Here is a 23,540-nt window from a genome sequence, read left to right as displayed (position 1 = left end):
GGATATATGAGGGGATAGAGTTGAACCCGGAACTGGCAGACTGCTTCAGCGTGGACGGGGTGGAATGAGCAGCACGAGGACGCCCTCTCCGGCAGGTGCCGCCGCTGACCCAGCGGCGCCGCACCCCGGTGCGGTCTATCCGCTGCGCCCACTGGCCCAGGACGAGGTCTTCCTGGGCGCCTTCTCCGTGATTCGCCGCAATCCCCGGGCTGTTCTGGGCCTACCCTTCCTGGCGGGACTGCTGAACTTTGTGGTCTCAGTGCTGATGATGGTGCTGATGCCATCCGAGGCCTATATCCGGTGGCTCACCGACCCGCTGGCCTTCGAGAACCAGGAGGTCGCCCTGGCCGCATTGAGCGAGGGCGGGCTGGTGCTGCTGACCACTGTGATCACCCTGGTGGGCAACCTCATCCTGGCCCTGTCCATCGGGCTGCTGGCCATTCCGGCCCTGCGGGCGGCATATGGCCTGCCCACCACCCTGGGTCAGACCCTCACCCTGCGGGCGGGTCGGCTGGGTTGGCTGGTGCTGCACATCCTGGTGCTGATGGTGCTGCTCGGGGTCGCCGCGGCGATCATAGTGGTCCTGTCGTTCCTGCTGGTCCTGGTGACATTCGGGCTGGGTCTGCTGCTGGTCCTGCCGGGGCTCTTCCTGCTGCTGTGCTGGCTCACCGCAGCCTTCATGTTCGGCCCGGCGGCGATCGTAGTGGAACGGCGCAACGCCTTCAGCGCGATCACCCGCTCCTTCCAGCTCAACCGCGGGCTGTGGTGGCGGCATATCGGAACAGTGGCGCTGCTCTACCTGATGCTGGGTGTGGTGCTGGTGATCACCTCGCTGCCGGCGGGCCTGGTGGCCGGCGTAGGCGCAGAACTGGCCTGGGTCTCCGCCCAGGGGCAGGATGATCTGCTGGTGCTGCTGATCCTGGGACTGAGCCACGCCTATGACGTGGTGCTCACCACCCTGCTGGCAGCCCTGGTGGGCACAGTTCTGGCCCTGATGTACCTGAACTCCCGGTTCCGCCGGGAAGCCCTGGATGTGCTGCTCATCGACGCCGCCAGCACTGCGGTCGAGCTGCCCGGCTCACCGGAGCATACCGCTGCCCACATGGCACCCCTGGGCGGTGCCCGGCGGTGAGCACCGAACTCCACGACCGGGATCAGGCCCGCCGGCTGCTTGAGGAGGAGCTGGCCTCGGGCTCCTATCAGCGCGAGTTCACCGGCCCGCTGCGCCAGGCGGTGGATGACTTCATCGCTTGGCTCAACGAGAGCACAGTGAACTTCGGCGGGGTCAGCGTTCCCTACGGCCCGCTGCTGGTGCTGGCTGCTGTACTCGCCGCGGCAGTGCTGATCTTGGCGCTGGTCCGGCCCCGCCTGCAGCGCTCCAGTGTTGCCGAACAGGCGCTGCGGATCGATCCGGCCGTCCCCGCCGCTGAGCTCCGTGCCCGAGCTGAGGGCCATGCCCGCAGCGGGGACTACAGTGCCGCGGTCCAAGAGATCTTCCGCGCCCTGGTCCGGGCCGCCGAGGAGCGTGGTGCAGTGCCGGAACAAAAGGGGCGCACCGCCACAGAGATCGCCCAGCGCATCGCAGCCTCCTATCCGGCCCACTCGGCAGGTGTGCAGAGCGCCGCCGAACTCTTCAACCGCTCCGCCTACAGCTCTGCTCGGCTGGGCAGTCAGGACTACGGCTTCCTGCGTGAGTTGGAGATCCAGCTGCAGGGCGAGCAGCCCCAGTCCCAGACCAGCATCTCCGGGCCGAGGCTGGTGGCTCCGCAGTGACCGCCACCGCCGCCTCAGCCGGCTCCGCAGCCCGCTCAGCCGCCGCCCGTTGGAAATTCTGGATATTTCTCCTGGTGGGGGTGCTGCTGCTAGGGCTGCTCAGCCAGCTGCTGGAGACCTCCGACACTGAGACCTACGGCACTGAGAACACTGATCTGGACGGCTATGCGGCCCTGGCCAATGTGCTGGCCGATCATGCCGGAGTGGAGATCCGCCGGACCTACTCAGCCGAGATCACCCGGGAGGCACTGGCTGAGGAGCCAGATGCGGGCGTCGTCGTACTGGTCCGGGGCTTCGAGCCGGAGCAGCAGTTCCTCCAGGAACTGCAGGCTGAGTGGGAGAGCGGCCGGGAGGTGCTCTGGCTCAGTGCTGACACCGTGCTGCTGAGCCAGCTGCTGGGCCCCGAGGTCCAGCCCGGTCCGGCGGTACCCACCGGGGCGGCCGGAACACCGCAGGAGCTGGCCGCCGGCGGGCAGTGCACGCATCCGGCGGCCGGTGCTGCGGAGTCCGTGCAGACCCCGGGTGGCTCCCTGACTGCCCAGACCGGCTGCTTCCCACTGGGCAACGGCGAGTCGTTCCTGCTGGCAGAGACCCCCTCGGGACTGGCGTTCACCGCGCCTGAGGCATTCACCAACCAGCGGATCACAGATGCCGGCAACGCCGCCCTGGCGCTGGGGCTCCTCGGCGGGCAGGACGACGCCCCCGCCACCCTGATCTGGTACACCCCCTCGGGTGCCGATACGGTGGGTGCCGATGAATGGGGCTCCCCGCTGACCTATCTGCCCGGCTGGTTCTGGCCGCTGGTCTGGTGGCTGCTGCTCTGCGCTGGGATCGCCCTGTTCGCCGCCGGCCGCCGGTACGGGCCGGTGGTGAGCGAACCGATGCCGGTCAGCGTGCCCGCCGGGGAGTCCGCTGAGGGGCGCGGCCGGATGTACCAGCGGGCCAATGCTGTGGCTGAGACCGCGCAGGTGCTGCGCAGCGCCCATCTGCTGCGGCTGGCCCGGCTGCTGCGGCTGGGCCGGCATGCCGTGCCGCAGACCATTGCCGAGGCGGCGGCCCGGGCGGCCGGCCGTGACGCCGGTGAGGTAGGCGCACTGTTGGAACGGCCCGCAGTGCGCAGCAATGAAGACCTAGTGTCCTATGCTCAGGCCCTGACCGGGCTTCAGGCACAGGTCACCGCAGCAGTACGGATGAGAAGGAGTCACGAATGACCGAGCAGCCCCACTCCCCTGATGAGCTGCGTTCCCGGCTGAGCCGGGTGCGCGAGGAGGTGGCCAAGGCCGTGGTGGGTCAGGATGCCGCGGTCACCAGTGTGATCATTGCGCTGCTGGTCCGCGGCCATGTGCTGCTGGAGGGGGTGCCCGGGGTGGCCAAGACCCTATTGGTGCGGTCCATGTCTGCCTCCTTGGGCCTGCGCAGCACCCGCGTGCAGTTCACCCCGGACCTGATGCCCGGTGATGTCACCGGCTCACTGGTCTATGACTCCAAGACCGGGGACTTCAGCTTCCGCGAGGGCCCGGTGTTCACCAATCTGCTGCTGGCCGATGAGATCAACCGCACCCCGCCCAAGACCCAGGCCTCACTGCTGGAGTCCATGGAGGAGCGGCAGGTATCGGTGGACGGGGTGGGCCGGGGCCTGCCGGATCCGTTCCTGGTGGCCGCCACTCAGAACCCCGTGGAGTACGAGGGCACCTATCCGCTGCCCGAGGCGCAGCTGGACCGGTTCCTGCTGAAAGTGGAGCTGGCGCTGCCGGAGCGGGAACAGGAGGTGGAGGTCATCCGTCGGCATGCCGCAGGGTTCGACCCCTCTGACCTCGCCGGGGCCGGAGTCCGGCCGGTAGCCTCAGCCGCCGATGTGCTGGCCGCGCGCAGTTCTGTGGCGCAGGTGCAGATCGCCCCGGAGGTGGTGGGCTATATCGTGGACCTGGCCCGGGCAACCCGATCCGCGCCCAGCTTCCAGCTGGGGGTCTCCCCGCGTGGGGCCACCGCGCTGATGAACTCAGCCAAAGCCTGGGCCTGGCTCTCCGGCCGTGATTTTGTAACCCCGGACGATGTCAAGGCCCTGGCGCTGCCTGCGCTGCGACACCGAGTGGCACTGACCCCCGAGGCCGCCATGGACGGAGCGGCGGCCGACGATGTGCTCCAGGGCATCCTCACCACCACGGCAGTCCCCCGGTAGCCGGAAGCGGTACCTGTTGTGATCACCTTCCGGTTCCTCTGGGCAGCGCTGGGCGCCTCTGCTCTGGTGCTGCTGATGCCCCAGTGGATTTGGCTGTGGCTGGTGCTGCTGCTGGGACTGGCCGCAGCAGACCTGCTCACCTGCGCCTCCCCGCGCAGGATCCGGGTGGTCCGGGAAGAGCCCCGGCCGGTGCGCGCCGGTGAGCACACCACAGTGACCACCCGGCTGGAGAATCACGGGGCTCGATCCCTGCGCGGCTGGGCCAAGGACGGTTGGCAGCCCTCGGCGGGGGCAGCCAACCCGCTGCAAAAGATCCGGGTTGCCGCCGGGGGCAGCACCCGGGTGCAGGTGCAGCTGACTCCGGCCCGGCGCGGCAGGCTGAGCAGCCAGCATCTCACCATCCGCTCGCTGGGTCCGCTGGGGCTTGCCGGGCGGCAGGTGGTGCACCGGGTGCCGCAGACGGTGCAGGTGCTGCCCGAGTTCGCCTCCCGCAAACATCTGCCCTCCAAACTGCGCCGGCTGCGTGAACTGGACGGGGCCACAGCGGTCCAGATCCGCGGGGCGGGCACGGAGTTCGACTCGCTGCGCGACTATGTCCGCGGCGACGATGTGCGATCCATCGACTGGCGGGCCACAGCCCGCCGTCAGGATGCGGCCGGTCAGCACCTGGTGGTGCGCACCTGGCGGCCGGAGCGCGACCGCCGGGTGATCCTCTGCCTGGACGCCTCACGCACCTCCGCGGCCCGGATCAAAGATGAGCCCCGGCTCGATGGCGGGCTGGAAGCCGCCCTGCTGGTGGGCACTCTGGCCGCCCGTGCTGGTGACCGGGTCGATTTCCTGGCCTTTGCCCGGGAGGTGCTGGCCACGGCCTCGTCCTCACAGCGGGGGGATTTTCTCAGTCTGCTCAGCTCGGCGGCCTCCCAGGTGCAGCCGGGGCTGGTGGAGGCTGATTTCTCTCAGCTGCCGGGCGAGATTGCGGCGGTCAGCCGGCACAAATCACTGGTGGTGATCCTCACCGCGGTGGACTCCCCGGCTCTGCATGAGGGCCTGCTGCCGGTGCTGCCGGCCCTGACCAAGAAGCACCGTGTGGTGGTGGCCTCAGTGCAGAATCCGGAGCTGGTGGAACGGGCCGCAGCCCGTGAGACGGTCAGCGATGTCTATGCTGCCGCAGCTGCCGAACGGGCCATGATTGAGGCTGAGGCGGTGGCCGCTGAGCTGGGAGCTATGGGGGTGGAGGTGGTCCAGGCCCCGCCCGAGGCACTGCCTGCGGCCCTGGCCGATACCTACATTCGGTTGAAAGCAACGGGAAAGCTCTAGTCCCCGCGCATCGTTGCCGCACCTAGTGCCGGTATCCGCTACCGTGGAAGGTATGAAGGTCCTTGCAGCAATGTCCGGCGGGGTGGACTCCGCCGTGGCCGCAGCCCGCGCAGTAGACGCCGGCCATGAGGTGGTGGGAGTGCATCTGGCGCTGAGCCGCATGCCTGGCACCCTGCGCACCGGCTCCCGGGGCTGCTGCACCATTGAGGACTCCTCGGACGCTTGGCGGGCCTGCGAGGTGCTCGGCATCCCCTTCTACGTGTGGGACTTCTCCGAGCGGTTCAAGGCCGATGTGGTGGATGACTTCATCGCCGAGTACGCCGCCGGCCGCACCCCCAACCCGTGCATGCGCTGCAATGAGAAGATCAAGTTCGAGGCTCTGCTGGACAAGGCGGTGGCACTGGGCTTCGACGCTGTGGCCACCGGTCACTACGCCAAGATTGTGGAGGGCCCGGCGGGCCGTGAACTGCACCGGGCGGCCACCTGGACCAAGGATCAGTCCTATGTGCTCGGGGTGCTCAATGAGCAGCAGCTGGCGCACTGCTACTTCCCCCTGGGCGATACGCCCTCCAAGGACTTGGTGCGCGCCGAGGCCGCCGAACGCGGTCTCTCGGTGGCCAGCAAGCCGGACTCCCATGACATCTGCTTCATCCCCGATGGGGACACCCGCGGCTGGCTGGCGGAGCAGATAGACCTGCAGCCCGGGCCCATCGTGAACCCCGAGGGTGAACAGTTGGGTGAGCATGAGGGCGCCCAGGCCTTCACCGTGGGACAGCGCCGCGGGATGAAGCTGGGGCGCCCGGCCCCTGACGGCAAGCCCCGGTTCGTGCTGGAGATCCGGCCCAAGGAGAACACCGTGGTGGCCGGGCCCGCCGAACTGCTGGAGGTCGATATCATCACCGGGATCAGGCACTCCTGGGCCGGGGCCCCGGTGGCTGAGGCGGCTACCGGCGAGTGGTTCGAGATTCAGCTGCAGATCCGCGCCCATGCCGACCCGGTTCCCGCCCGGGCCAAAGTACAGCAGGATCAAGAGACCCCCCTGCTGGTGGAGCTTCATCAGCCGCTCAAAGGAGTGGCCCCGGGGCAGACCGCGGTGATGTACCAGGACACCCGAGTGCTGGGCCAGGCCACTATCGATACCGCCAGGTCCCGCCACTACCAGCCGGCATGATAGGGCCGTCCACCCCACCTCAAGAACCTGCTCCTCTCGGCGGTGGGCACCAATGCCCATAAATCCGGGGCGAAACTGGGTCAACTGTGGGCATCTGTGCCCACCGAACGTGTGGAGGTACGTAGAGTAGTGCCCATGAGCACCGAGCACGCTTCATCAGACCCGCGGGCGGGGGACGCCGCCAAGTACGTCGATCCGGAGATCATGAACGAGCTGCTGTCCATGCGCGGCTCGATCGACAATATCGACGCCGCACTGGTGCACCTGCTGGCCGAACGGTTCAAAGCCACCCAGCGGGTGGGCGTGCTCAAGGCCAAGCACAAGCTGCCCCCGGCAGACCCGGGGCGGGAGAAGGCTCAGATCGCCCGGCTCAAGCGGTTGGCCGCCGATGCCCATCTGGACCCCGAGTTCGCGGAGAAGTTCCTGAACTTCATCATCGAAGAGGTCATCCGCCACCATCAGGCGCTCTCCGGTGATGCAGACGGCGACTCCCCTGACGCCCAGGCGCCCTTTGACTGGGCCTCAGCGAAGTGACGGTCCGGTCCGCTGCACCGGCAGTGCTGCCCGGTGCCGATTTCCGGCATGCGAGCGCACTGATGGAATCAGAAATTACGACGCCGCATCTGGGCTGCCTGCCCGAACTTCCGGCCCGCGGACACCATGGCTCCCTGTTGGGCCGCGCGGTGGCGCAGCTGAGTGAGCTGTATGCGGAGCTGACCTCCTACGGCTGGCGGTTGGTCCCCCGGCCCGGGGCGGACCATCAGCGGTCATCTGCGCTGCTGGGTTCCGATGTGGACACCCTGGCCGAGGTGCGTGGGGAGCGGGCCGAGCAGGGTGCCGCTGCCGGTCCGCTGAGCCTGGAGCTGCTCGGCCCGGTGAGCCTGGCGGCCCAGCTGCACCTGCCCGGCGGGGAGAAGGTCCTCATCGACCACGGGGCGCGCCGGGATCTGGCGGAGTCACTAGCGCTCGGGGCCACCAGTCATCTGCAGCATGTGCTGCGCTCAGTACGGCCCCGGGCTCTAACGGTGACGATCCTGGAGCCGCAGTACCAGCGGGTGCGCACCGGCAGCGTGCCCACGGTCAGCGGATACCAGACCATCCGGTCGCTGCCCCGGGAGGAGACCTGGCAGCTGCTGGGCACCCTCATCTCAGCTCTCCGAGCCTCCGGCGCCGATGCGGTGATCCTGGACCTGGGGCAGCCTGCAGAGCCGGAGCATATCGAGGACTTCCACGCCGGCAGTGGGAATACCGTCAACGGCTTCGCCCTGCCGGTGCACCGGGCACAGGCTGCGGACTGGGAACGCACCGCGGAGTTGGTCGAGTCCGGTGCCCAGGTCCTGGCCTCTCTGCTGCGCCCTGATGAGCCGGGCGCGCGCTCCTTGCCGGAGGTTTCCCAGCTGGCCGACCGCCTTACCGGACCCTGGCAGGAACTGGGGATGCCGGCGTCGTCGTTGGCTGCCTTTGTCCTTACGCCCTATGGAGTGCGGCACCGGCAGCTGATGGCGGGACTCGGTGAGGCCGAGGCAATGCGCGCCCTCAGCCGACTGCGCGATACTGCCGAGGCACTCACGGAGCAGGCTGCGGCCTGAGCCTGCGGGCGCGGAGGATGGCATCGCGCAGCGGCACTGATCGTCCAGCAACCTGGACGGTGCGGGTGTTCTCGTAGCCGGCCTCAATATGCCATGCGGGCCCGGCGAACAGCTCGGTGATGTCCTCTAGGGTGGCAGTCGCGGTCTCCGGGTGGGGATGGCTGCGGGGGTGGCCGTGGGCGGGCTGGTGCAGGTGTCCCACGATCAGCAGGGTCCCTCCGGGGGCAACCCAGGAGCTGATCCGCCGGTAGAAGGCAAGCTGTCCGGTCTCCGGGTGGGCGTAGCTGGTGACCACCAGATCCCAGCGGCGGTCCGGCTCCCAGGTGGTGAGATCGGTCTCGACCCATTGGAGCTGCTCAGCCGTTCCGGGAGCCGCCGCCCGGGCCGCGGCCGCTGCCAGGGCAGTGGCTGAGATATCGGCCCCGGTGACCTGCCAGCCCTGCTCGGCCAGCCAGATGGCCTCAGTGCCGGTGCCGCATCCGGCATCAAGCGCAGTGCCCGGCGGCAGCTGGGTGAGCTCCGCCGGCAGGTAGGGGTTCACCGGCAGCGCCTCCCGCTCCCCCGCAGGTGCCCAGTGGTTCTCCCAGTAGGTCTTGTCGAACTGGTGCATGCTCTGCCCTTCTACCGATCGCGATCTCAACCTTCAGGATGGGGGCTCTACCTGGCGGCGGCAATCAGATTTGCCGATTCCGCAAAAACCAAGCATGCTCCCAAAAGACGCACTGCAGCTACGTCCTCCCGGGGCCGGCACCGGCACTGCATCCCCGGACTTACTCTTGTTCCATGAGCCGATTAGATGACCGGACCGCCCTGCTGCTGGTGGATGTACAGCAGGGCTTTGAACGCGCCGAGTACTGGGGTGAGCGGAACAACCCGGAGTGCGAAACCAATATCGCAGCCCTGCTTGATCACTGGCGCGCCACTGGGCGCACGGTGGTCTTTGTCCGCCACGACTCCACTGACCAGGACTCCCCGCTTCACCCGGACAACCCAGGGAACGCGCTCCAAGGCATCCTCACCGGCGCTCCGGATCTGCTGGTGGTCAAGAGCGTGAACTCCAGCTTCCATGGAACCCCGGACCTGCACGCCTGGCTGCAGACCAATGACATTCAGAGCCTGGTGGTCTGCGGGGTCACCACGAACCACTGCTGTGAGACTACGGCCCGGGTCGGCGGCAACCTCGGCTACCAGGTGTACTTCGCCATCGACGCAACCCACACCTTTGACCGCAGGTCCCCAGAGGGCGAATCCATATCCGCCGAGACTCTGGCCCAGGTCACCGCCACCAACCTGCACGGGGAGTTCGCCACAGTCATCTCCACCGGGGACCTCATCAGAGCTGCCTGAGCGGCCTGAGCTGTCACAGAGCCGTTTCAAGGGCAGTGATCAGTGCGCGCACGGCAGTGAAATGGTGCGTATGCATGCCCACCTGCTGCGCCCCAATGAGCTTGTTCGGCGAATCATCCGTGAAGAAAATCTCAGGTCCCCGGAGTCCCAGCTCGTTCATCACATGGTGAAAGACCCGAGGGTCTGGTTTGATCCAGCCGATCTCTGCAGAATTGAAGAAGGCGTCAAAGTGCTGCAGCGCCCCCAGCTGCTCGGCCTCGGCGCGTACCTCATCGGTCCCGTTGGTCAGCACGGCCGTCACAAAGGCCTCAGTCCGCAGCTCATCAACCAGAGTGAGGAGCTGCTGATCGGCGTAGGCAGGCGGCTGTGACCATTCGGCAGCGGCCTCAGCTGACCCTATCTGCTCACCGATTCGGCGTACCCATTCCCGGCGCGGGATCTTTCCTGTAGTCAGCTGGGTGATCAGCGGCTCGGCGAATGCCGCTGTGTGGATGCTGCCTTCTGCCAATCCGTAGCGGCGCTCCAGCTCAGGAGTGAACTGTGCGTCAAAGTGACGGATCACTCCGTCGAAATCGAACAGGACAGCACGGATCTCAGAGGTGCGGTGAAAGACCATCCATCCAGCTTATTCGTGTTCCACCGCGCGCGTTTGTGGACCGCCTACGATAGGCCTATGGAACGGGTAATCGGCAGCGTGGGGGCCGCAGCGGCTGTGCTGGCGCTGGCAGCGTGCTCTGGAGATGGCGGAGAGCACGACGACGCCCGCCCCGAGTCGGAGACCGCAGACACTGAGGATGTGGCAGTCGTGGAGGCAGACCGGTAGCTTCAGCCCGCATCAGCCCGCCGCTGGGCGGCCAAACCGGCCTGCCGCGACTGAGCGATGATCCCCGGCAGGGCATCCGCCAGCGCAGCCACATCCTCCTCCGTAGTGGTCCAACCCAGGGTGAAGCGCTGGGCGCCCCGGGCCGCTGCCTCGCTCAGTCCCATTGCCATCAGCACATGGGAGGGCCGGGGCACCCCGGCGGTGCAGGCAGATCCGGTAGCAGTGTCGAACCCAGCCATATCCAGCATGAACAGCAGCGAGTCCCCCTCCGCGCCCTCCACGGTGATGTGCAGGTTGTTCGGCAGCCGCAGCTCTGGGTGCTCGCGGGGATCCGGACCGCGCAGGGTAACGCCGTCAAGGCCAGTCACCGCCTCCAGCAGCTGATCGCGCAGCCCAGCCAGCCGAACCGCCTCCGTCTGCCGCCCCGCAGCGACTTCCTCCGCCACCGCGGCGAAGGCGCAGACCCCCGGGGCGTCCAGGGTGCCGGACCGGATATCGCGCTCCTGGCCGCCACCGTGCAGCACCGGGGTCAGCTTCACCTCCCGGCGCACCAGCAGAGCGCCCACCCCCACGGGCGCTCCGAGTTTATGCCCGCTGATCGCCATCGTGGCGGCCCCCGAGTCCCGGAAGCTGACCGGCACCGAGCCGAAGGCCTGCACCGCATCTGTGTGCAGCGGGACCCCGGCCTGCGCGCAGAGCCGGCCGATCTCAGCCACCGGCTGCACCGCACCGACCTCGTTATTGGCCCACATCACCGTGGCCAGGGCAATGGTCTCGGGCTCATCAGCCAACAGGGCGCTCAGGCTAGGAAGATCCACCACCCCCTCGCCATCCACCGGGATCATCACCAGCTCGGCCTGCTCATGGGACTCCAACCATTCGGCGGTCTCCAGCACAGCATGGTGTTCGATGCCGGGCAGCAGCACCCGGCGGCGGCGCGCATCCTCAGCGCTCCGCTGCCAGTAGAGGCCCTTGAGCCCCAGGTTGTCCGCCTCGGTGCCGCCGGAGGTGAAGATCACCTCGGAGGGGTCTGCGCCCACTGCTGCAGCCAGCTGGGCGCGCGCGGAATCCACTGCCAGCCGCGCCCGGCGGCCTGAGCCGTGCAGGGAGGATGGATTGGCCAAGGCGGGCAGCAGCTCGGTGAGCACACGTACTGCCGCCGGCTTGACCGGAGTGGTGGCAGCATGGTCGAAGTATCGGGACATCACCGCCGATTCTACGTCCGCACAGCCGGGCATCAGCTGCGGATAGAGTTAAGCGGGTGAGCGATCCGGATTTCTATGCCGTGCTGGGGGTCAGCCCCGATGCTGAGCCTCAGGCGATCCGTGCCGCCTACCGCCGCGCTGCCCGGCAGCACCACCCTGACCGCGGGGGCAGTGCGGAGAAGTTCCACCAGGTCCAATCCGCCTGGGAGGTGCTGGGTTCCCCGGAGTCCCGGGCCGAGTATGACCGAGGACGCCGCCACCCAGGCTCGGCTGCCTCAGCAGAGACCCCTGTGCCGGCCGGGGAGGGCGCCGGGTTCACCTACTCCCGTTCCGCTCAGCCCAGAGGCACCCGGACCCGGACCAGCCAGAGGCAGGCCCGGCGCAGTCCCAGTGCGGATAAACCGGTGGCCTACGAGCCGCCGCTGTCCAGCCCTGAGCCGCTGAATCTGACCCTGACCAGCCAGAAGGTCCACGGCGGATTCCCCGCCAAGGGCCTGTTCGGCGGCCGCTCCCAGCGCCGCCAGCAGCGCACTGCAGAGCTGCTGGAGAAGCACGTGCTCTCTGCCCTGCCCGCTGCCAGGCTGTTCAACAGTGTCTCCCTGGCCCCGGCAGCCAACCCGGGGAAGGGGCGTCGTCGTTCCGGGAAAGCCGCAGCGGTGGACCATGTGCTGGTCTGCGGGCCCATCCTGCTGCTGGTCAGCGCACTAGAAGTCCCCGGCGGCACCGCCTCCTGGGACGGGGCGTCCCTGCGCACTTCCGGAAAGAGCCTGCCGCTGCCGGATCTGGCAGCCTCCGCCCGGCAGCTGCGGACCAGCCTGACCCAACAGCTGCAGCAGGAGCACGGGGCAGCACCGGCTGTGGAGACCGACTGGCAGCATGTGCTGCTGGCCGCCGATGGTGATCTCTTCCACCCGGTAGTGGAGCCCCAGGGGGCGGGCCGCAGCGGCCCGGTGCCGCTGGCCGCTGGGCGGGCGATTGGGCATCTGGTCAATGTGCTGGCCGCCTCGGAGCGGGCCAATCTGGTGGAGCGGCGCCTGATGGCAGCGCTGCGCAGCCGGCTGGCCGCTCCGGAGGATTCATGAGCGGCACCGGGCTGCGCATCGTGCTGGACCAGCCCGAGATCCCGGGCAACACCGGCAATATCATCCGGCTGGCCGCCGTGACCGGATTCGAGCTGCATATCGCCGGGCCCACCCGCTTTGACTTCTCCGACGCCCGGCTCAAGCGCGCCGGACTGGACTATCACGATCTGGCCGTGATGACCCAGCATGAGAACCTCCAGGCCGCCTATGCGGCAGTGCAGCCGGAACGGATCTTCGCCTTCACCGGAGAGGGCACCACCCACCACACCAAGATCGACTACCGGCCCGGGGACACCCTGCTCTTCGGCCGTGAATCCACCGGACTGGATGCTCATGTCAAGCAGGATCCGCGCATTACCGCCCTGGTTCGCATCCCGATGCTGCCCGGCCGGCGCAGCCTTAACCTGGCCAACTCTGTCTCGATCGCGGTCTACGAGGCCTGGCGCCAGCGCGGCTTCTCCGGGGCGGTATGAGGGTGTTGGTCGCCGCCCGGCTGGACTGAGCTGACTAGACTCGGGGGCATGAGCCAGACTCCCCGCCGCGATGAGCAGAACCCAGAGCAGGAGCCTGCTCCTGCGGCTGCCACTGGAGCGGAAGCCGGGCAGGAGTACCAGGAGATCCACTACCGGGAGGATGCCGAGACTGAGCATCAGGACTCCTACGAGGAGTATCCGGAGGATGCGGTGGTCAACCCGGAGACCGGGGAGATCTCCGCTGTGGACCCGGCCACCGGTGAGGTCAGGGTGATCGGCACCGCCCCCACCCTCACCGACCTGCTCACCCAGACCGCCCAGGGTGACCAGGCGGCCTTCTCTGCCTTCTTCGAGGCCACCTCGGATGTTGTCTACGGGCTCTCGCTGATCATGCACGCAGAGTACGACGACGCCCACGCATCCACTGTTGCGGTGTACCGCCACCTCTGGGACCAGGCAGATGCCCGCGCCCGGGACCTGCGGCTGCAGACCCAGGCCTCCCAGTTGCTGACCGAGGAGTTCACCGGCAGTGAGCCGGAGGACGGGACCAGCAGCTACCGGCCCAATGAGTACGAACTGGTGCTCGAATGGCTGATCCCGCTGGCCCACCGGATCTTTGTAGAACGGTTCCGTGAGGGCATCACCACGCCGATCCCGCTGACCCCAGTGCCCCAGAGTGAGGGCGGCGGCGTGGCCGGTCTGCCCGAGGAGGTGCTGGAGGATCTGCTGGCGCTCTCCGACTCCCAGGCACAGGCGTTGGCCCTGACCTACCTGGCCGGGGCCACCCATCAGCAGGTGGCGCAGAAGGTGGAGGCAGCGGTCCCCTCAGTGAAATCGCGGCTGCGCGATGCGATGACTCGCCTGCACTCCCAGCGTCAGGCCCGGGACACCGACCCCGACCCGATCCTGCGCGCAGCAGTGACCAAGAAGGATGTGGAGCGCTCCGGCGGGGTCAACCGGAACTTCTCCAACCAGATCGCCGCCGACCTGGATAAGGGCCTGCTGGTGGAGCTCGCTGAGCTGTATGCGCTGGACGCAGTGGATGACGCCGAACGCGCTCTGCTGGATGAGAAGGCGCTCACCGCCTCAGAGCCTGAGGTGCAGCAGTGGGAGACCCGGGTCCTCGCCGCCCGGCGCACCCTGGCAGAGATCTTCGCCGCCGATCCGGTGGCACCGCCCTCCACCCTGCTCGACGAGCTGCTGGCCGGCCTGGGCGGGCAGGAGGTCGGAGTGGGCCTGGTGGAGAACATCTCCAACCACACCGGTGAGGCTGATCGCCGCACACCGGTGATTAAGAGGTGGATGTTTGTGGCCGGCTTCCTGCTCATCGTACTCATCGGTGCGGTGATCATCTGGCAGGTCAGCATCCCCCGGGACATCCAGGCTTTGGCTGATGCCGATCCGGAGGCCGAGCAGGTCGAGGGCTACCAGATGGAGCAGGGCGGAACAGTGGATGCCGTGCTCTCCCCCAATGAGGACGTCGGCTACGCCCAGTTCAGCGATCTGCCCGCCCTGGAGGGTGAGCAGACCTACCAGCTGTGGCTGTTGCCCGCAGGCGCTGGAGAGCCTTCATCCCTGGGCAACTTCACCCCCGCAGAGCTGGAGGGCGAGGTGGTCACCATCAGCAATCTGGCCAGCCACCAGACGCTGCTGGTCACAGTGGAGAGTGTCCGCGGTGTGGAGCGCCCCCAGGGCGAGACTGTGGCCCAATTGCCCCTTGACTAAAAACCGGAGATTGTCTGCGGGTCGTTGACCAGCACGTGGTGGAACTCCTCGGCATAGCCGCCGGCGCCGTGACTTGCCCGCAGCTGCTCCATGACGAACTCGCGCATCCGCTGAGCATCCCGGTGCTGGCTGAGGTGCCGATCCAGGGCGGTCAGCTTGCGGTCCTGGAACCCGGTGATGTCCACCCGTAGGTTCACCCGCTCCTGCGGGGCTCCCATCAGCAGCAGGTGCTGGATCTTGAACGCCTTCAGACCCTCGGCCTCGAGCTCCGGATAGGCGAAGGGGTTCTCGACATAGGGGTAGGCTGCACGCACCACCGCCTCACCGGTGGCCAGGTGGTCCGGGTGGGACTTCTGCAGCCGGTCCCAGGCGCGCTCCGGGTGGAAGCTCAGCACAGCCTCGGGCCGCAGCTGGCGCATCAGCCGCACCAGGTGGCCGATGAGCTCGTAGCTGGGGGCCACGAACCCGTCACGCTCCTGGAGCAGGGTGACCTCGGAGATGCCGACCACTGCTGCGGCAGCCTCCTGCTCAGTGCGCCGCAGACGCGCGGTCTCCTCAGGGCTCCGCTGTGCATCAAACCCCCCGGCGTCCCCGGCGGTGAGCAGGCACAGCTGCACCTGCACCCCGCGGCTGGTCAGGGCGGCGATGGTGCCGGAGGCGCCGAAGTCGATGTCATCGGGGTGGGCGGCCACGGCCAGCACAGTGTGCAGTCCCAGCTCCTCGACCAGCTCATCAGGTGTGTGCAGACGGCTCACATCGGGTCCAGAGTGACATCGATCTCCAGCTGTTCCCCATCCCGCAGCACGGTCAGGGTGATGGTGTCACCGGCCGCGTACTCACGCACGATTGCGGTGAGATTGACGCTGTCGTCGATTCTGCGGCCTTCCACCTCCTGGATGATGTCGCCCTCCTGAACCCCGCCCTGCTCGGCTGGGGAGCCCGGCACGGCGTGAACCACCAGCCCGCCCAGGGAGAACGGGCTGCTGGGCTGGGGCACGTCCTGACCTTCCAGACGCTGCTCGAGCTCCTCACCCTCAAGGCCGAAGATCTCCACCCGGAAGTCGTTGACTGCGGGGTCGGCGTCCGCCTCTGCGACATGTACGCCGAGGACCCCGTGAGAGGCCTCACCGTGATCGATGATGTCCTGGGCCACCCGGGCGGCATAGTCGATCGGGATCGCGAAGCCCACACCGATGGAGCCGGCTCCCTCGGAGCCCATGAGCCCGCCGCCGGTGGTGGCGATGGCCACGTTAACGCCGATGACCTCACCGTTGATGTCCACCAGGGCGCCGCCGGAGTTGCCCTGGTTGATGGCGGCGTCGGTCTGGATCACGTTGAGGTAGATGCTCTCGCCCCCCTCCTGACCAGGCAGCTGGAACTCCGGGCCGTCTTCCTCATCCTCACCCTCCGGCTCCTCGGTCTGGCCGAAGAACTCCTGGTAGCGGCCGTCCTCGGGAATCCCCAGGCCGTCACCCTCGGCGCCGGAGGCTGCCACAGAGATGGTGCGGTCCAGGGTGGAGACGATGCCGGTGGTCACCGTACCGTCCAGCTGCAGCGGCGAGCCGATGGCGATGGTCTGGTCCCCCACATTGAGCCCGGAGGAGCTGCCCAGTTCGGCGGGGACCAAGTTCTCGGTGTCCGCCAGCTGGATGACCGCCAAGTCGCTGAGCGGATCGGTGCCGATCAGTTCGGCCGTGGTGGAGCGGCCGTCATTGAGCTGGACGTGAATCTCCGGGTCCGGCTCCGCGCCGCCCAGGGTGACCACATGGGTATTGGTGAGCACATGGCCCTCGTTGTCCAACACGATCCCGGAGCCTGAGCCCGCTCCAGACTCTCCACCTACTGCCAGGGTGACCACCGATGGTGCGGCCCGGTCTGCGGCCGCGGCCACTGCAGTGGCGTCCTCCGGGGTGTTGATCTGGATCCCGCCGCTGGTATCTGCGCCGATGGTCTGCTGGTCCTCGCTCTGCCACTGGTTCCAGAGGTACTGACCGCCCAGGGCCGCGCCGCCGCCGAGCAGCCCGGCAAGCAGCACCGCGACGATGAAGGCTCCGGCTCCAATACCGCGTTTGGTCCTCTGCGGCCGGGGTTCGGGCTGCAGCGGGGGCTGGTGGCCGGAGAGCTCCCCGGCGGGCGCGCCGCTGTAGACCCCATAGGGCAGTTCGGTCGAGGCCGCTTCGGACTGCCGATGTGAGATCGGCTGGCCGGGCGCCGGGATATGAGCAGTGGGTCCTGGGGAGATAGGCCGCTGGGCAGAAGGCTGAGCAGGCTCCGGTGCCTCCGGCTGCTCTGCGGGGCTCTCACCGTATGGGGGCTGTGACATCGATATGTGATGCTCCTGATCTCTTATAGACTCCAGACCATGGTGCCAGAGAATCTGTTCGCCCTGCCCGTGGTAACCGGCGCTGTGTTAGTGGGTCCGCTGATCATCGGGGCGGCGATCCTGGCGCTCCTCGGAGTAGGAGCAGTCTATCTCTCCGGCGGCAAGAAGCAGAGCCGCCGGATCGCAGGGGTTCACAGCCCGCAGCAGATCTCTCAGGGCCAGCGTGATCCCCTGGATGAGAAGTCCAGCGAGGAGTTGCGGCTGCAGGCCGGTGAGCTGCTGGTGGCCGCGGATAACGCCGTGCAGTCCAGCGAACAGGAGCTGCTCTTCGCCTCCGCCTCCTACGGGGATGCCAAAGTGGCTCCCTTCCAGCAGGACCTGGAGCAGGCCAAGGAGCACCTCCGGGAGTCATTTCGGCTGCAGCAGCAGGTGGACACCTCCGAGGGCGCTGATGAACGTGCTGCCCGCGATCTCTACAAACGGATCATCCGCAGCTGCGAGCAGGTGAATCAGACCCTGCAGTCCCACCAGGACCAGTTCACCGAGCTGCGCAGCCTGGAGCGTGATCCCCGGCCGGCGCTGAACAAACTGGCCGAGCAGCTCTCCGCGCTTTCCGCCCGGCGCTCCCGGGCTGAGTCCGCCGTGCAGGAGCTGTCGCAGAAATACCACGACGACGCCCTCCGTCAGTACCGGGACAACCTCACCCAGTCTGCCCAAGCACTGGAGGCCGCCGAGGCCTCCCGCAACCAGGCGGAGCAGGCGGTGCACTCGGGTGATACCGCCCAGGCGGTAGTAGCCCTGCACTCCGGGGAACAGGCTGCTGCTGATGCCCAACGGCTCATCGAGTCGATGGAGGAGACCGAGGAGCGGCTCAAGAGCGCCCGGAAGAACCTGGATGTGGGCATCGCCCAGACCGAACAGGATGTAGCCCAGGCCCGAGCCACTATGAACGCTGGCCAGGCGCCGGAGCTTGCCGGCCCGGTGGCGGCAGCTGAGACCGCGGTCAACCGGGCCAAGCAGTCGCTGAGCTCCGGCGAGCGGATCGATCCGCTGGAGCTGCTGCAGCAGCTTGAGCTGGCACACCGGGAGCTGGATGCTCCGCTGAACTCCGTGCGCGACCGGCAGGCTAAGGACCGGCGGGCCCGGGAAATGCTGCAGCATGAGCTGCTCACAGCGCGTAATCAGGTGCAGTCCTCCCTGGACTTCCTGCGCTCGCGCCGCTACGGCATCTCTTCAACCGCCCGCACCCGGATGGCCGAGAGCGAACGCTGCCTCACTGAGGCCCAGGCCATCGGAGACTCCCAGCCCGCCCGTGCGGTGGAGCTGGCTCAGCAGGCCAAGACACTGGCCATTCAGGCCGCGCAGATCGCTGAACGTGAGGCCGCCACCGCCCAGATGCAGACGATGGGCACCGGCTACGGCACTGGCTACGGCACCGGTGGCGGATTCGGCGGATTCGGCGGATTCGGCGGCGGCTATACCGGTGGTTATAGCCGTGGCTACGGCGGTGGGTTCGGTTACCGAGGCGGGTTCGGCTACGGTGGCCGGCGGCGTCGTCGTGGTTTCTTCTAGCGTTCACTCCCCGTTGAAGAAATATCCGCCCTGAGGCTGATGCCCGGCACGGCACAGGGGTTAGTATCGGGAAGGTGATCGTTCTCAACGCTTGAATGTCCCCCTAGGAAAGGTGATCACAGTGACTAAGCAGTCCATTTTCGGCCGGATGTCCCAGCTGATCCGCGCCAATGTCAACGCGATGCTGGACCGCGCCGAGGATCCGGAGAAGATGCTGGATCAGATGGTGCGTGACTTCACCAATAACATCCGCGAGGCCGAGGAGGCCGTCGCCCAGACCATCGGCAATCTGCGGATGATGGAGGACGACTACAAGGAGGACCTGGACACCGCCCGCGAGTGGGGGCAGAAGGCACTGGCCGCCTCCCGCAAAGCTGATGAGTTCCGCAGCGAGGGCAATAACGACAACGCTGCCAAGTTCGACAATCTGGCCAAGGTGGCCATCCAGCGCCAGCTGGACGCCGAGAGCTCGGCCAAGGGCGCGGAGCCGACCATCCAGTCCCAGCGGGAGATCGTGGAGCGGCTGCGCACCGGTCTGGAGCAGATGAAGACCAAGCGCCAGCAGCTGATCTCCAAGCGCGATGAGCTGGTGGCCCGTTCCAAGGCTGCCCACGCCCAGTCCCAGGTCCATGACGCAGTGCAGGCCATCGACGTGATGGACCCCACCTCCGAGGTGGGCCGCTTCGAGGAGAAGATCCGCCGTGAGGAGGCCCGGGTACGCGGGCAGAACGAACTGGCCGCCTCCAGCCTGGACGCCCAGTTCGAGTCCCTGGAGGACCTCGGCGAGCAGGCTGAGATCGAGGCCCGCCTGGCAGCTCTGAAGTCCGGTTCCTCCACGCCGGCCGAGATCGGCACCGGCAGCCAGTCCGGCACCGGGGTGACAGAGGCTGACTTTGCCGCACTGGAGACGGAGAAGGACAGGGCCTGAACTCCGCTCATCTGAGGGTGAACCCGGCTGTTCACCCCGCATTAATCTGAGACAATGGGGAGCTGAAGAATCAGCTCCCCATTTCTCTGCCTCAAGGAGACTCGCGATGACCACCACCACCCAGTCCAACGGAACCCCCGGCACCGGCGCCACTACTGTGAACACTGGCCTGGCGCAGATGCTCAAGGGCGGAGTGATCATGGACGTGGTCACCCCCGAGCAGGCCAGGATCGCCGAGGAGGCCGGAGCTGTTGCCGTCATGGCCCTGGAGCGGGTGCCCGCCGACATCCGCGCTCAGGGCGGCCTGGCCCGGATGAGCGACCCGGATCTGATCAGCTCGATCGTGGATGCTGTGTCCATTCCGGTGATGGCCAAGGCCCGGATCGGCCACTTTGTGGAGGCTCAGGTCCTGGAACACCTGAAGGTGGACTACATCGACGAGTCCGAGGTCCTCTCACCTGCCGATGAGGCCCATCACATCGATAAGACCAAGTTCAAGGTGCCTTTCGTCTGTGGGGCCACCAATCTGGGCGAGGCGCTGCGCCGAATCGCCGAGGGCGCCTCGATGATCCGTTCCAAGGGCGAGGCCGGCACCGGTGATGTGATCGAGGCCGTGCGCCACCTGCGGACCATCAAAGGCGAGATCGCCCGGCTGGCCGCACTCGACGAGGTGGAGCTCTACGCCGCAGCCAAGGAACTGCGCGCCCCCTACGAACTGGTCAAGCAGGTGGCGGCAGCGGGCCGGCTGCCGGTGGTGCTGTTCGTAGCCGGCGGAATCGCCACCCCGGCCGATGCGGCGATGATGATGCAGATGGGCGCCGAGGGCGTGTTCGTGGGCTCGGGCATCTTCAAGTCCGGTGACCCTGAAGCCCGCGCCAAAGCCATCGTCAAGGCCACCACCTACTATGACGATCCCGCCGTGATCGCCGAGGTCTCCCGCGGTCTGGGTGAGGCCATGGTGGGCAAGTCTGTCTCCGAGATCGCTGCCCCGCACCGCCTGGCCGAGCGGGGCTGGTAGGGCCTGCGCTGGTGAGCCGCACCCCGCAGATCGGTGTCCTGGCCCTGCAGGGTGCCGTAGCTGAACATGAGCAAGCCCTCAGCGCTGCCGGCGCACAGGTGCGCAAGGTACGCCGGCCGGCCGAGCTGGAGGGTCTTGACGGCCTGGTGGTCCCCGGTGGAGAGTCCACAGCCATGGCCCGGCTCGCCGCCCCGGTGCGTCTGATGCCCGCCATCCGGCAGCGCCACGAGGAAGGCATGGCCGTCTTCGGCACCTGCGCAGGACTGATTCTCACCGCCGATGCCGTGGCCGATGCCGAGGCGCTGACCGGCTTCGAGCGGATCGGCGGATTGGACGTGGTGGTACGCCGCAACGCCTACGGCAATCAGCTGGCCTCTTTTGAGACCGAGCTTGAGGTCAGCAGCATTCCGGAGTCTGAGCGCAGACTGCCTGCGGTGTTCATCCGCGCCCCGATCATCGAGGAGATCACCGGCAGCGAGGTCGAGGTGCTCGCCGAGGCGGCAGGCCACCCGGTGGTGGTCCGTCAGGGCCGCCTATTGGCCGCCAGCTTCCACCCCGAGCTCACCGGCGACCACCGGCTGCATGAGCATTTCGTGCAGCTGGCCGCCGGCTAGGGGCGCCGCGCACGAGCTGCTCAGCGCTGGGGATCAGCCTGCCTCGCGCAGCGCGGCCTCGGCATGCTGGATCATCTCCGTGGCCGCCTCCATCAGCAGGTCCAGGTCATCGGCGTGGTCCGAGGTGGCGAAGATCTCCACATGAGTCGGAACCCCGGGCAGGGGCATGTACAGCATCACCAGCGCCGTGCCCTCGGCTCCGTCATCAACAACCTCAGTCAGGCCTGAGACCGGACCGTCCTGGGTCACCTCAATGGTGCTGGTGTTGCCCTCCAGTGCTGCTTGGAACGGATAGCAGGCCAACGCCCAGGAGTTCCAGGCCTCCGTGTTGTCCACACTCTGGTAACCGGCAGCCCAGGGGCCGCCAGACTCTGCCCAGAAGTCGATGATGACGTCGTTGCCCTGAGCTCCGGGCAGCGAATAGGCGACCAGGACGTCATTGCTGCGCATCCCCTCCTCCCAGAGCGATTCCCGCTCCTGCGCCATCGCGGTGAGATCCTCGGTCCACTGTTCCCAGGCCGCGGCGCACTCCTGCGCACCCTCCACGGTCCCCACAGCAATCCGCGCCTGTTCGAGCTCCTCCTCAAAGTGCTCGAAGCTGGCATCGCCGAGCCCCACATCCTCATACTCCAGCTCGATGCTCTCCGGCCGCCCTTCCTCCTCGACCACCAACGGCATCGAGAGGTCGCTCTCCCCCGGGATGAGGGCGGAGAGCTCCCCGGCGCTGAGCTGATGGTCCGGATATCGTGTGAGGTTCTCCGGCGGCGGTGCGGGCCGCACCGGCTCATCCTGTGCACACCCCGGCACCAGCAGAAGCCCCGTGACGGCGAGGCCGGCGACCGGTCCGTGCTGCATTCCCCTGGTGCGTGTCACTGCCCTCATTCTAAGGCGGTCCAGGTGTGGGCACGGCGGTCCTCCAGCAGCAGCTTCTCGCCGATGCGGAACACATGCTCGCTGTCGCTGCTGTAGCTCCAGCGCCAGATCTCGGAGCCGTCCTCCCAGTCGAAGGCGAGCACCTCCTCGATCCCGCGGATGTACAGGTTCTCCTCTCCCGGGTGGAAGCCCACCGGTGAGCCATGCTCGAAGTGGTAGTGCTGGTCCCGGTCCAACTGGCCGTAGAGCAGCTCATCGCCGGTGGCGGCGTCGTGCACGGCGAAGCGTCCGTCGGCATCGATCAGGTAGATGTGCTGGTCATCGCTGGCCGGGGCCACCTCAGCCGCTGGGGTGCGCAGCGGCTGGTCCCACATGTCCTGCCCGTCTGCCGGGTCGACCCGCATCAGGCTCATGCTGCGCTCCGAGACATCGGCCACCAGCAGCGTGCCCTGGGGCGTCCAGATCTGGTCGGCGCTGCGCGGCCGGTCCCACTGGGACTCCTGCTCGCCGTCGTAGGCGCGCAGCTCGGTGGCTCCCCCACTGGATCGGTAGCGCTGCTCCAGGACCACGGAGCCCACGGCTGAGTAGTACACCGAATCCTGCTCGGACAGCGCCTCGATGCTCTCCCCCGTCTCCGGGTCCAGGTAGTAGGTCTGGTACTGCCCGGAGTCGGAGGCCTGCCCGCTGTGCTGGAGCACGGTGCCGTAGGGGCCCAGCTCCAGAAGCTGGGGATAGTCGCTTCCCATGGTTGCGGAGACCTCGGAGGCCCAGTTCTGATGTTCGAGGCTGCGGGCATCCAGGCTGACCGCCAGCGGATAGGAGCCGGTGTCCTCATAGGTCTGCAGCAGCAGGTGCACCGAGTCACCGTCGAAGAGAGGCAGATACGCCCCCTCCTGCTCCCGGTCCCATTCACGTTCGGAGAGGACCTCACCGGTCCCGGGGTTCAGGGTGGCGATATAGGTCGCACTGCGCTCCTCGCCCCAGCCGTAGTCGGTTCTGGTCACACCGATGACCTCGGAGTCCTCACCGGCGAAGACCCCCACGCTGTCCTGGGCGCTCTCCAGCCACCCGACGGCTTCCACGAGGTCCACCTGCCACAGCTGGTCCCCGGTGGCCAGGTCGATCCGGGTCAGGGAGGTGGTCATGGGCTGCTCCACGTAGAAGTCCGGCTCCTCGGCGGAGCCTGGGGCGTAGGAGAACAGCAGGGCCTCACCGCCGCCGAGGTAAGTCATCTGCGAGTAGTAGTCGGCACCAGTGGCCCCGAAGTCGTAGCTGATCCGCCAGCCGGTCACCGGGCGCTCAGGCAGGTCAGCGATGGCATAGCCGTTCTCCGGGGCCCCGGCGGAATCCTCCAGCAGGCGGGGCAGCAGCAGGGCAGCAGCGGCCCCCAGAACGACGACGCCCACCGCAGCAGCGATCCACAGCTTCAGTCGGGATCTCCGCCGTGTCCCGCCCTGCGGGGTGCCGGCAGGCGGCTGGCCCTGCCAATGCCCCTGCTCAGGGTGGTTCTGGTGATAGGCCTGTGGAT

24 protein-coding genes are annotated in these 23,540 nt (G+C 67.6%); 17 read left to right on the top strand and 7 right to left on the bottom strand.

Annotation, left to right across the window (positions count from 1 at the left end; all coding sequences use genetic code 11):
- Positions 1-64 precede the first annotated feature (64 nt).
- The 8 genes from GNZ21_RS11070 (at position 65) to GNZ21_RS11035 (ending at position 8,029) form a co-directional block, all read left to right on the top strand.
- The gene (locus GNZ21_RS11070) at positions 65-1,132 is read left to right on the top strand and encodes a hypothetical protein (RefSeq protein ID WP_157324298.1); all 1,068 of its coding nucleotides are present in this window, start codon (positions 65-67) and stop codon (positions 1,130-1,132) included.
- Positions 1,129-1,773 carry a DUF4129 domain-containing protein gene (locus GNZ21_RS11065; RefSeq protein WP_157324296.1) on the top strand — a complete coding sequence of 215 codons (645 nt, stop codon included), beginning with the start codon at positions 1,129-1,131 and terminating at the stop codon, positions 1,771-1,773. Before GNZ21_RS11070 ends, GNZ21_RS11065 begins: the two co-directional genes overlap by 4 nt.
- A complete protein-coding gene (locus tag GNZ21_RS11060; RefSeq protein WP_157324295.1) occupies positions 1,770-2,984 on the top strand; it encodes a DUF4350 domain-containing protein in 1,215 nt (404 codons plus the stop codon). The genes GNZ21_RS11065 and GNZ21_RS11060 overlap by 4 nt, the downstream gene beginning before the upstream one ends.
- Positions 2,981-3,952, top strand: coding sequence for an AAA family ATPase (locus tag GNZ21_RS11055; RefSeq protein WP_157324293.1), 972 nt, complete (start codon positions 2,981-2,983; stop codon positions 3,950-3,952). The genes GNZ21_RS11060 and GNZ21_RS11055 overlap by 4 nt, the downstream gene beginning before the upstream one ends.
- A gap of 75 nt (positions 3,953-4,027) precedes the next feature.
- Complete coding sequence (locus tag GNZ21_RS11050) at positions 4,028-5,269, top strand: DUF58 domain-containing protein (RefSeq protein ID WP_157324336.1); 1,242 nt, start codon at positions 4,028-4,030, stop codon at positions 5,267-5,269.
- Positions 5,270-5,321: 52 nt separating this feature from the next.
- On the top strand, positions 5,322-6,440 hold the full coding sequence (mnmA, locus tag GNZ21_RS11045) for a tRNA 2-thiouridine(34) synthase MnmA (RefSeq protein WP_157324291.1): 1,119 nt from the start codon (positions 5,322-5,324) through the stop codon (positions 6,438-6,440).
- Between the two features lie 135 nt (positions 6,441-6,575).
- Entirely contained in the window at positions 6,576-6,974 is a 399-nt protein-coding gene (locus GNZ21_RS11040; protein ID WP_157324289.1) for a chorismate mutase, read from the top strand.
- Positions 6,971-8,029, top strand: a complete 1,059-nt coding sequence (locus GNZ21_RS11035) for a uroporphyrinogen decarboxylase/cobalamine-independent methonine synthase family protein (RefSeq protein WP_157324287.1) — start codon at positions 6,971-6,973, stop codon at positions 8,027-8,029. Before GNZ21_RS11040 ends, GNZ21_RS11035 begins: the two co-directional genes overlap by 4 nt.
- Here GNZ21_RS11035 and GNZ21_RS11030 read toward each other — a convergent pair.
- Complete coding sequence (locus tag GNZ21_RS11030; RefSeq protein ID WP_157324285.1) at positions 8,007-8,639, bottom strand: class I SAM-dependent methyltransferase; 633 nt, start codon at positions 8,637-8,639, stop codon at positions 8,007-8,009. The genes GNZ21_RS11035 and GNZ21_RS11030 overlap by 23 nt on opposite strands.
- A gap of 173 nt (positions 8,640-8,812) precedes the next feature.
- Here GNZ21_RS11030 and GNZ21_RS11025 point away from each other — a divergent pair, with 173 nt between their 5' ends.
- Positions 8,813-9,376, top strand: a complete 564-nt coding sequence (locus tag GNZ21_RS11025) for a cysteine hydrolase family protein (protein WP_157324283.1) — start codon at positions 8,813-8,815, stop codon at positions 9,374-9,376.
- A 13-nt stretch (positions 9,377-9,389) separates the two neighbouring features.
- Here GNZ21_RS11025 and GNZ21_RS11020 read toward each other — a convergent pair whose 3' ends face one another.
- Positions 9,390-9,992, bottom strand: coding sequence for an HAD family hydrolase (locus GNZ21_RS11020; protein ID WP_157324280.1), 603 nt, complete (start codon positions 9,990-9,992; stop codon positions 9,390-9,392).
- Positions 9,993-10,049: 57 nt separating this feature from the next.
- Here GNZ21_RS11020 and GNZ21_RS11015 point away from each other — a divergent pair, with 57 nt between their 5' ends.
- Positions 10,050-10,199 (top strand): hypothetical protein, encoded by a 150-nt coding sequence (locus GNZ21_RS11015; RefSeq protein WP_157324277.1) that lies wholly within the window; start codon positions 10,050-10,052, stop codon positions 10,197-10,199.
- A 2-nt stretch (positions 10,200-10,201) separates the two neighbouring features.
- Here GNZ21_RS11015 and GNZ21_RS11010 read toward each other — a convergent pair whose 3' ends face one another.
- The gene (locus GNZ21_RS11010; protein WP_157324275.1) at positions 10,202-11,404 is read right to left on the bottom strand and encodes a cysteine desulfurase family protein; all 1,203 of its coding nucleotides are present in this window, start codon (positions 11,402-11,404) and stop codon (positions 10,202-10,204) included.
- 56 nt (positions 11,405-11,460) lie between these two features.
- Between GNZ21_RS11010 and GNZ21_RS11005 the strand changes: the two genes are divergently transcribed.
- The 3 genes from GNZ21_RS11005 to GNZ21_RS10995 are packed head-to-tail and all read left to right on the top strand — an operon-like array spanning position 11,461 to position 14,684.
- Entirely contained in the window at positions 11,461-12,486 is a 1,026-nt protein-coding gene (locus GNZ21_RS11005) for a J domain-containing protein (RefSeq protein ID WP_157324273.1), read from the top strand.
- On the top strand, positions 12,483-12,959 hold the full coding sequence (locus GNZ21_RS11000) for a tRNA (cytidine(34)-2'-O)-methyltransferase (RefSeq protein WP_157324271.1): 477 nt from the start codon (positions 12,483-12,485) through the stop codon (positions 12,957-12,959). The genes GNZ21_RS11005 and GNZ21_RS11000 overlap by 4 nt, the downstream gene beginning before the upstream one ends.
- A 48-nt stretch (positions 12,960-13,007) precedes the next feature.
- Positions 13,008-14,684, top strand: coding sequence for an anti-sigma factor domain-containing protein (locus GNZ21_RS10995; protein ID WP_157324269.1), 1,677 nt, complete (start codon positions 13,008-13,010; stop codon positions 14,682-14,684).
- On the opposite strand, the gene GNZ21_RS10990 is transcribed toward GNZ21_RS10995, so the two are convergent.
- Positions 14,681-15,439 carry a PIG-L deacetylase family protein gene (locus GNZ21_RS10990; protein ID WP_188503492.1) on the bottom strand — a complete coding sequence of 253 codons (759 nt, stop codon included), beginning with the start codon at positions 15,437-15,439 and terminating at the stop codon, positions 14,681-14,683. The genes GNZ21_RS10995 and GNZ21_RS10990 overlap by 4 nt on opposite strands.
- On the bottom strand, positions 15,436-17,007 hold the full coding sequence (locus GNZ21_RS10985; RefSeq protein ID WP_157324267.1) for a S1C family serine protease: 1,572 nt from the start codon (positions 17,005-17,007) through the stop codon (positions 15,436-15,438). The genes GNZ21_RS10990 and GNZ21_RS10985 overlap by 4 nt, the downstream gene beginning before the upstream one ends.
- A gap of 39 nt (positions 17,008-17,046) precedes the next feature.
- Between GNZ21_RS10985 and GNZ21_RS10980 the strand changes: the two genes are divergently transcribed.
- The 4 genes from GNZ21_RS10980 to pdxT all read left to right on the top strand — a co-directional run bounded on the left by GNZ21_RS10980 (position 17,047) and on the right by pdxT (position 21,139).
- The gene (locus GNZ21_RS10980) at positions 17,047-18,579 is read left to right on the top strand and encodes a coiled-coil domain-containing protein (RefSeq protein ID WP_157324265.1); all 1,533 of its coding nucleotides are present in this window, start codon (positions 17,047-17,049) and stop codon (positions 18,577-18,579) included.
- A gap of 121 nt (positions 18,580-18,700) precedes the next feature.
- Positions 18,701-19,507 (top strand): PspA/IM30 family protein, encoded by an 807-nt coding sequence (locus GNZ21_RS10975; protein ID WP_188503493.1) that lies wholly within the window; start codon positions 18,701-18,703, stop codon positions 19,505-19,507.
- A gap of 106 nt (positions 19,508-19,613) precedes the next feature.
- Positions 19,614-20,525 (top strand): pyridoxal 5'-phosphate synthase lyase subunit PdxS, encoded by a 912-nt coding sequence (gene pdxS / locus GNZ21_RS10970; protein WP_157324264.1) that lies wholly within the window; start codon positions 19,614-19,616, stop codon positions 20,523-20,525.
- Positions 20,526-20,536: 11 nt separating this feature from the next.
- Positions 20,537-21,139 (top strand): pyridoxal 5'-phosphate synthase glutaminase subunit PdxT, encoded by a 603-nt coding sequence (pdxT, locus tag GNZ21_RS10965; protein WP_188503494.1) that lies wholly within the window; start codon positions 20,537-20,539, stop codon positions 21,137-21,139.
- Between the two features lie 33 nt (positions 21,140-21,172).
- On the opposite strand, the gene GNZ21_RS10960 is transcribed toward pdxT, so the two are convergent.
- Together GNZ21_RS10960 and GNZ21_RS10955 are read right to left on the bottom strand one after the other, a co-directional pair.
- Positions 21,173-22,012 (bottom strand): hypothetical protein, encoded by an 840-nt coding sequence (locus tag GNZ21_RS10960; RefSeq protein ID WP_157324262.1) that lies wholly within the window; start codon positions 22,010-22,012, stop codon positions 21,173-21,175.
- Positions 22,013-22,017: 5 nt separating this feature from the next.
- A partial coding sequence (locus tag GNZ21_RS10955) for an outer membrane protein assembly factor BamB family protein (RefSeq protein WP_157324260.1) occupies positions 22,018-23,540 on the bottom strand: 1,523 nt, incomplete at its 5' end.

The organism is Nesterenkonia alkaliphila, from assembly GCF_009758175.1.
In the GTDB taxonomy this organism is placed as follows: domain Bacteria; phylum Actinomycetota; class Actinomycetes; order Actinomycetales; family Micrococcaceae; genus Nesterenkonia; species Nesterenkonia alkaliphila.
Note: the sequence above shows the minus strand (reverse complement) of the source record. Positions and strands in the feature narration are given on the sequence as shown.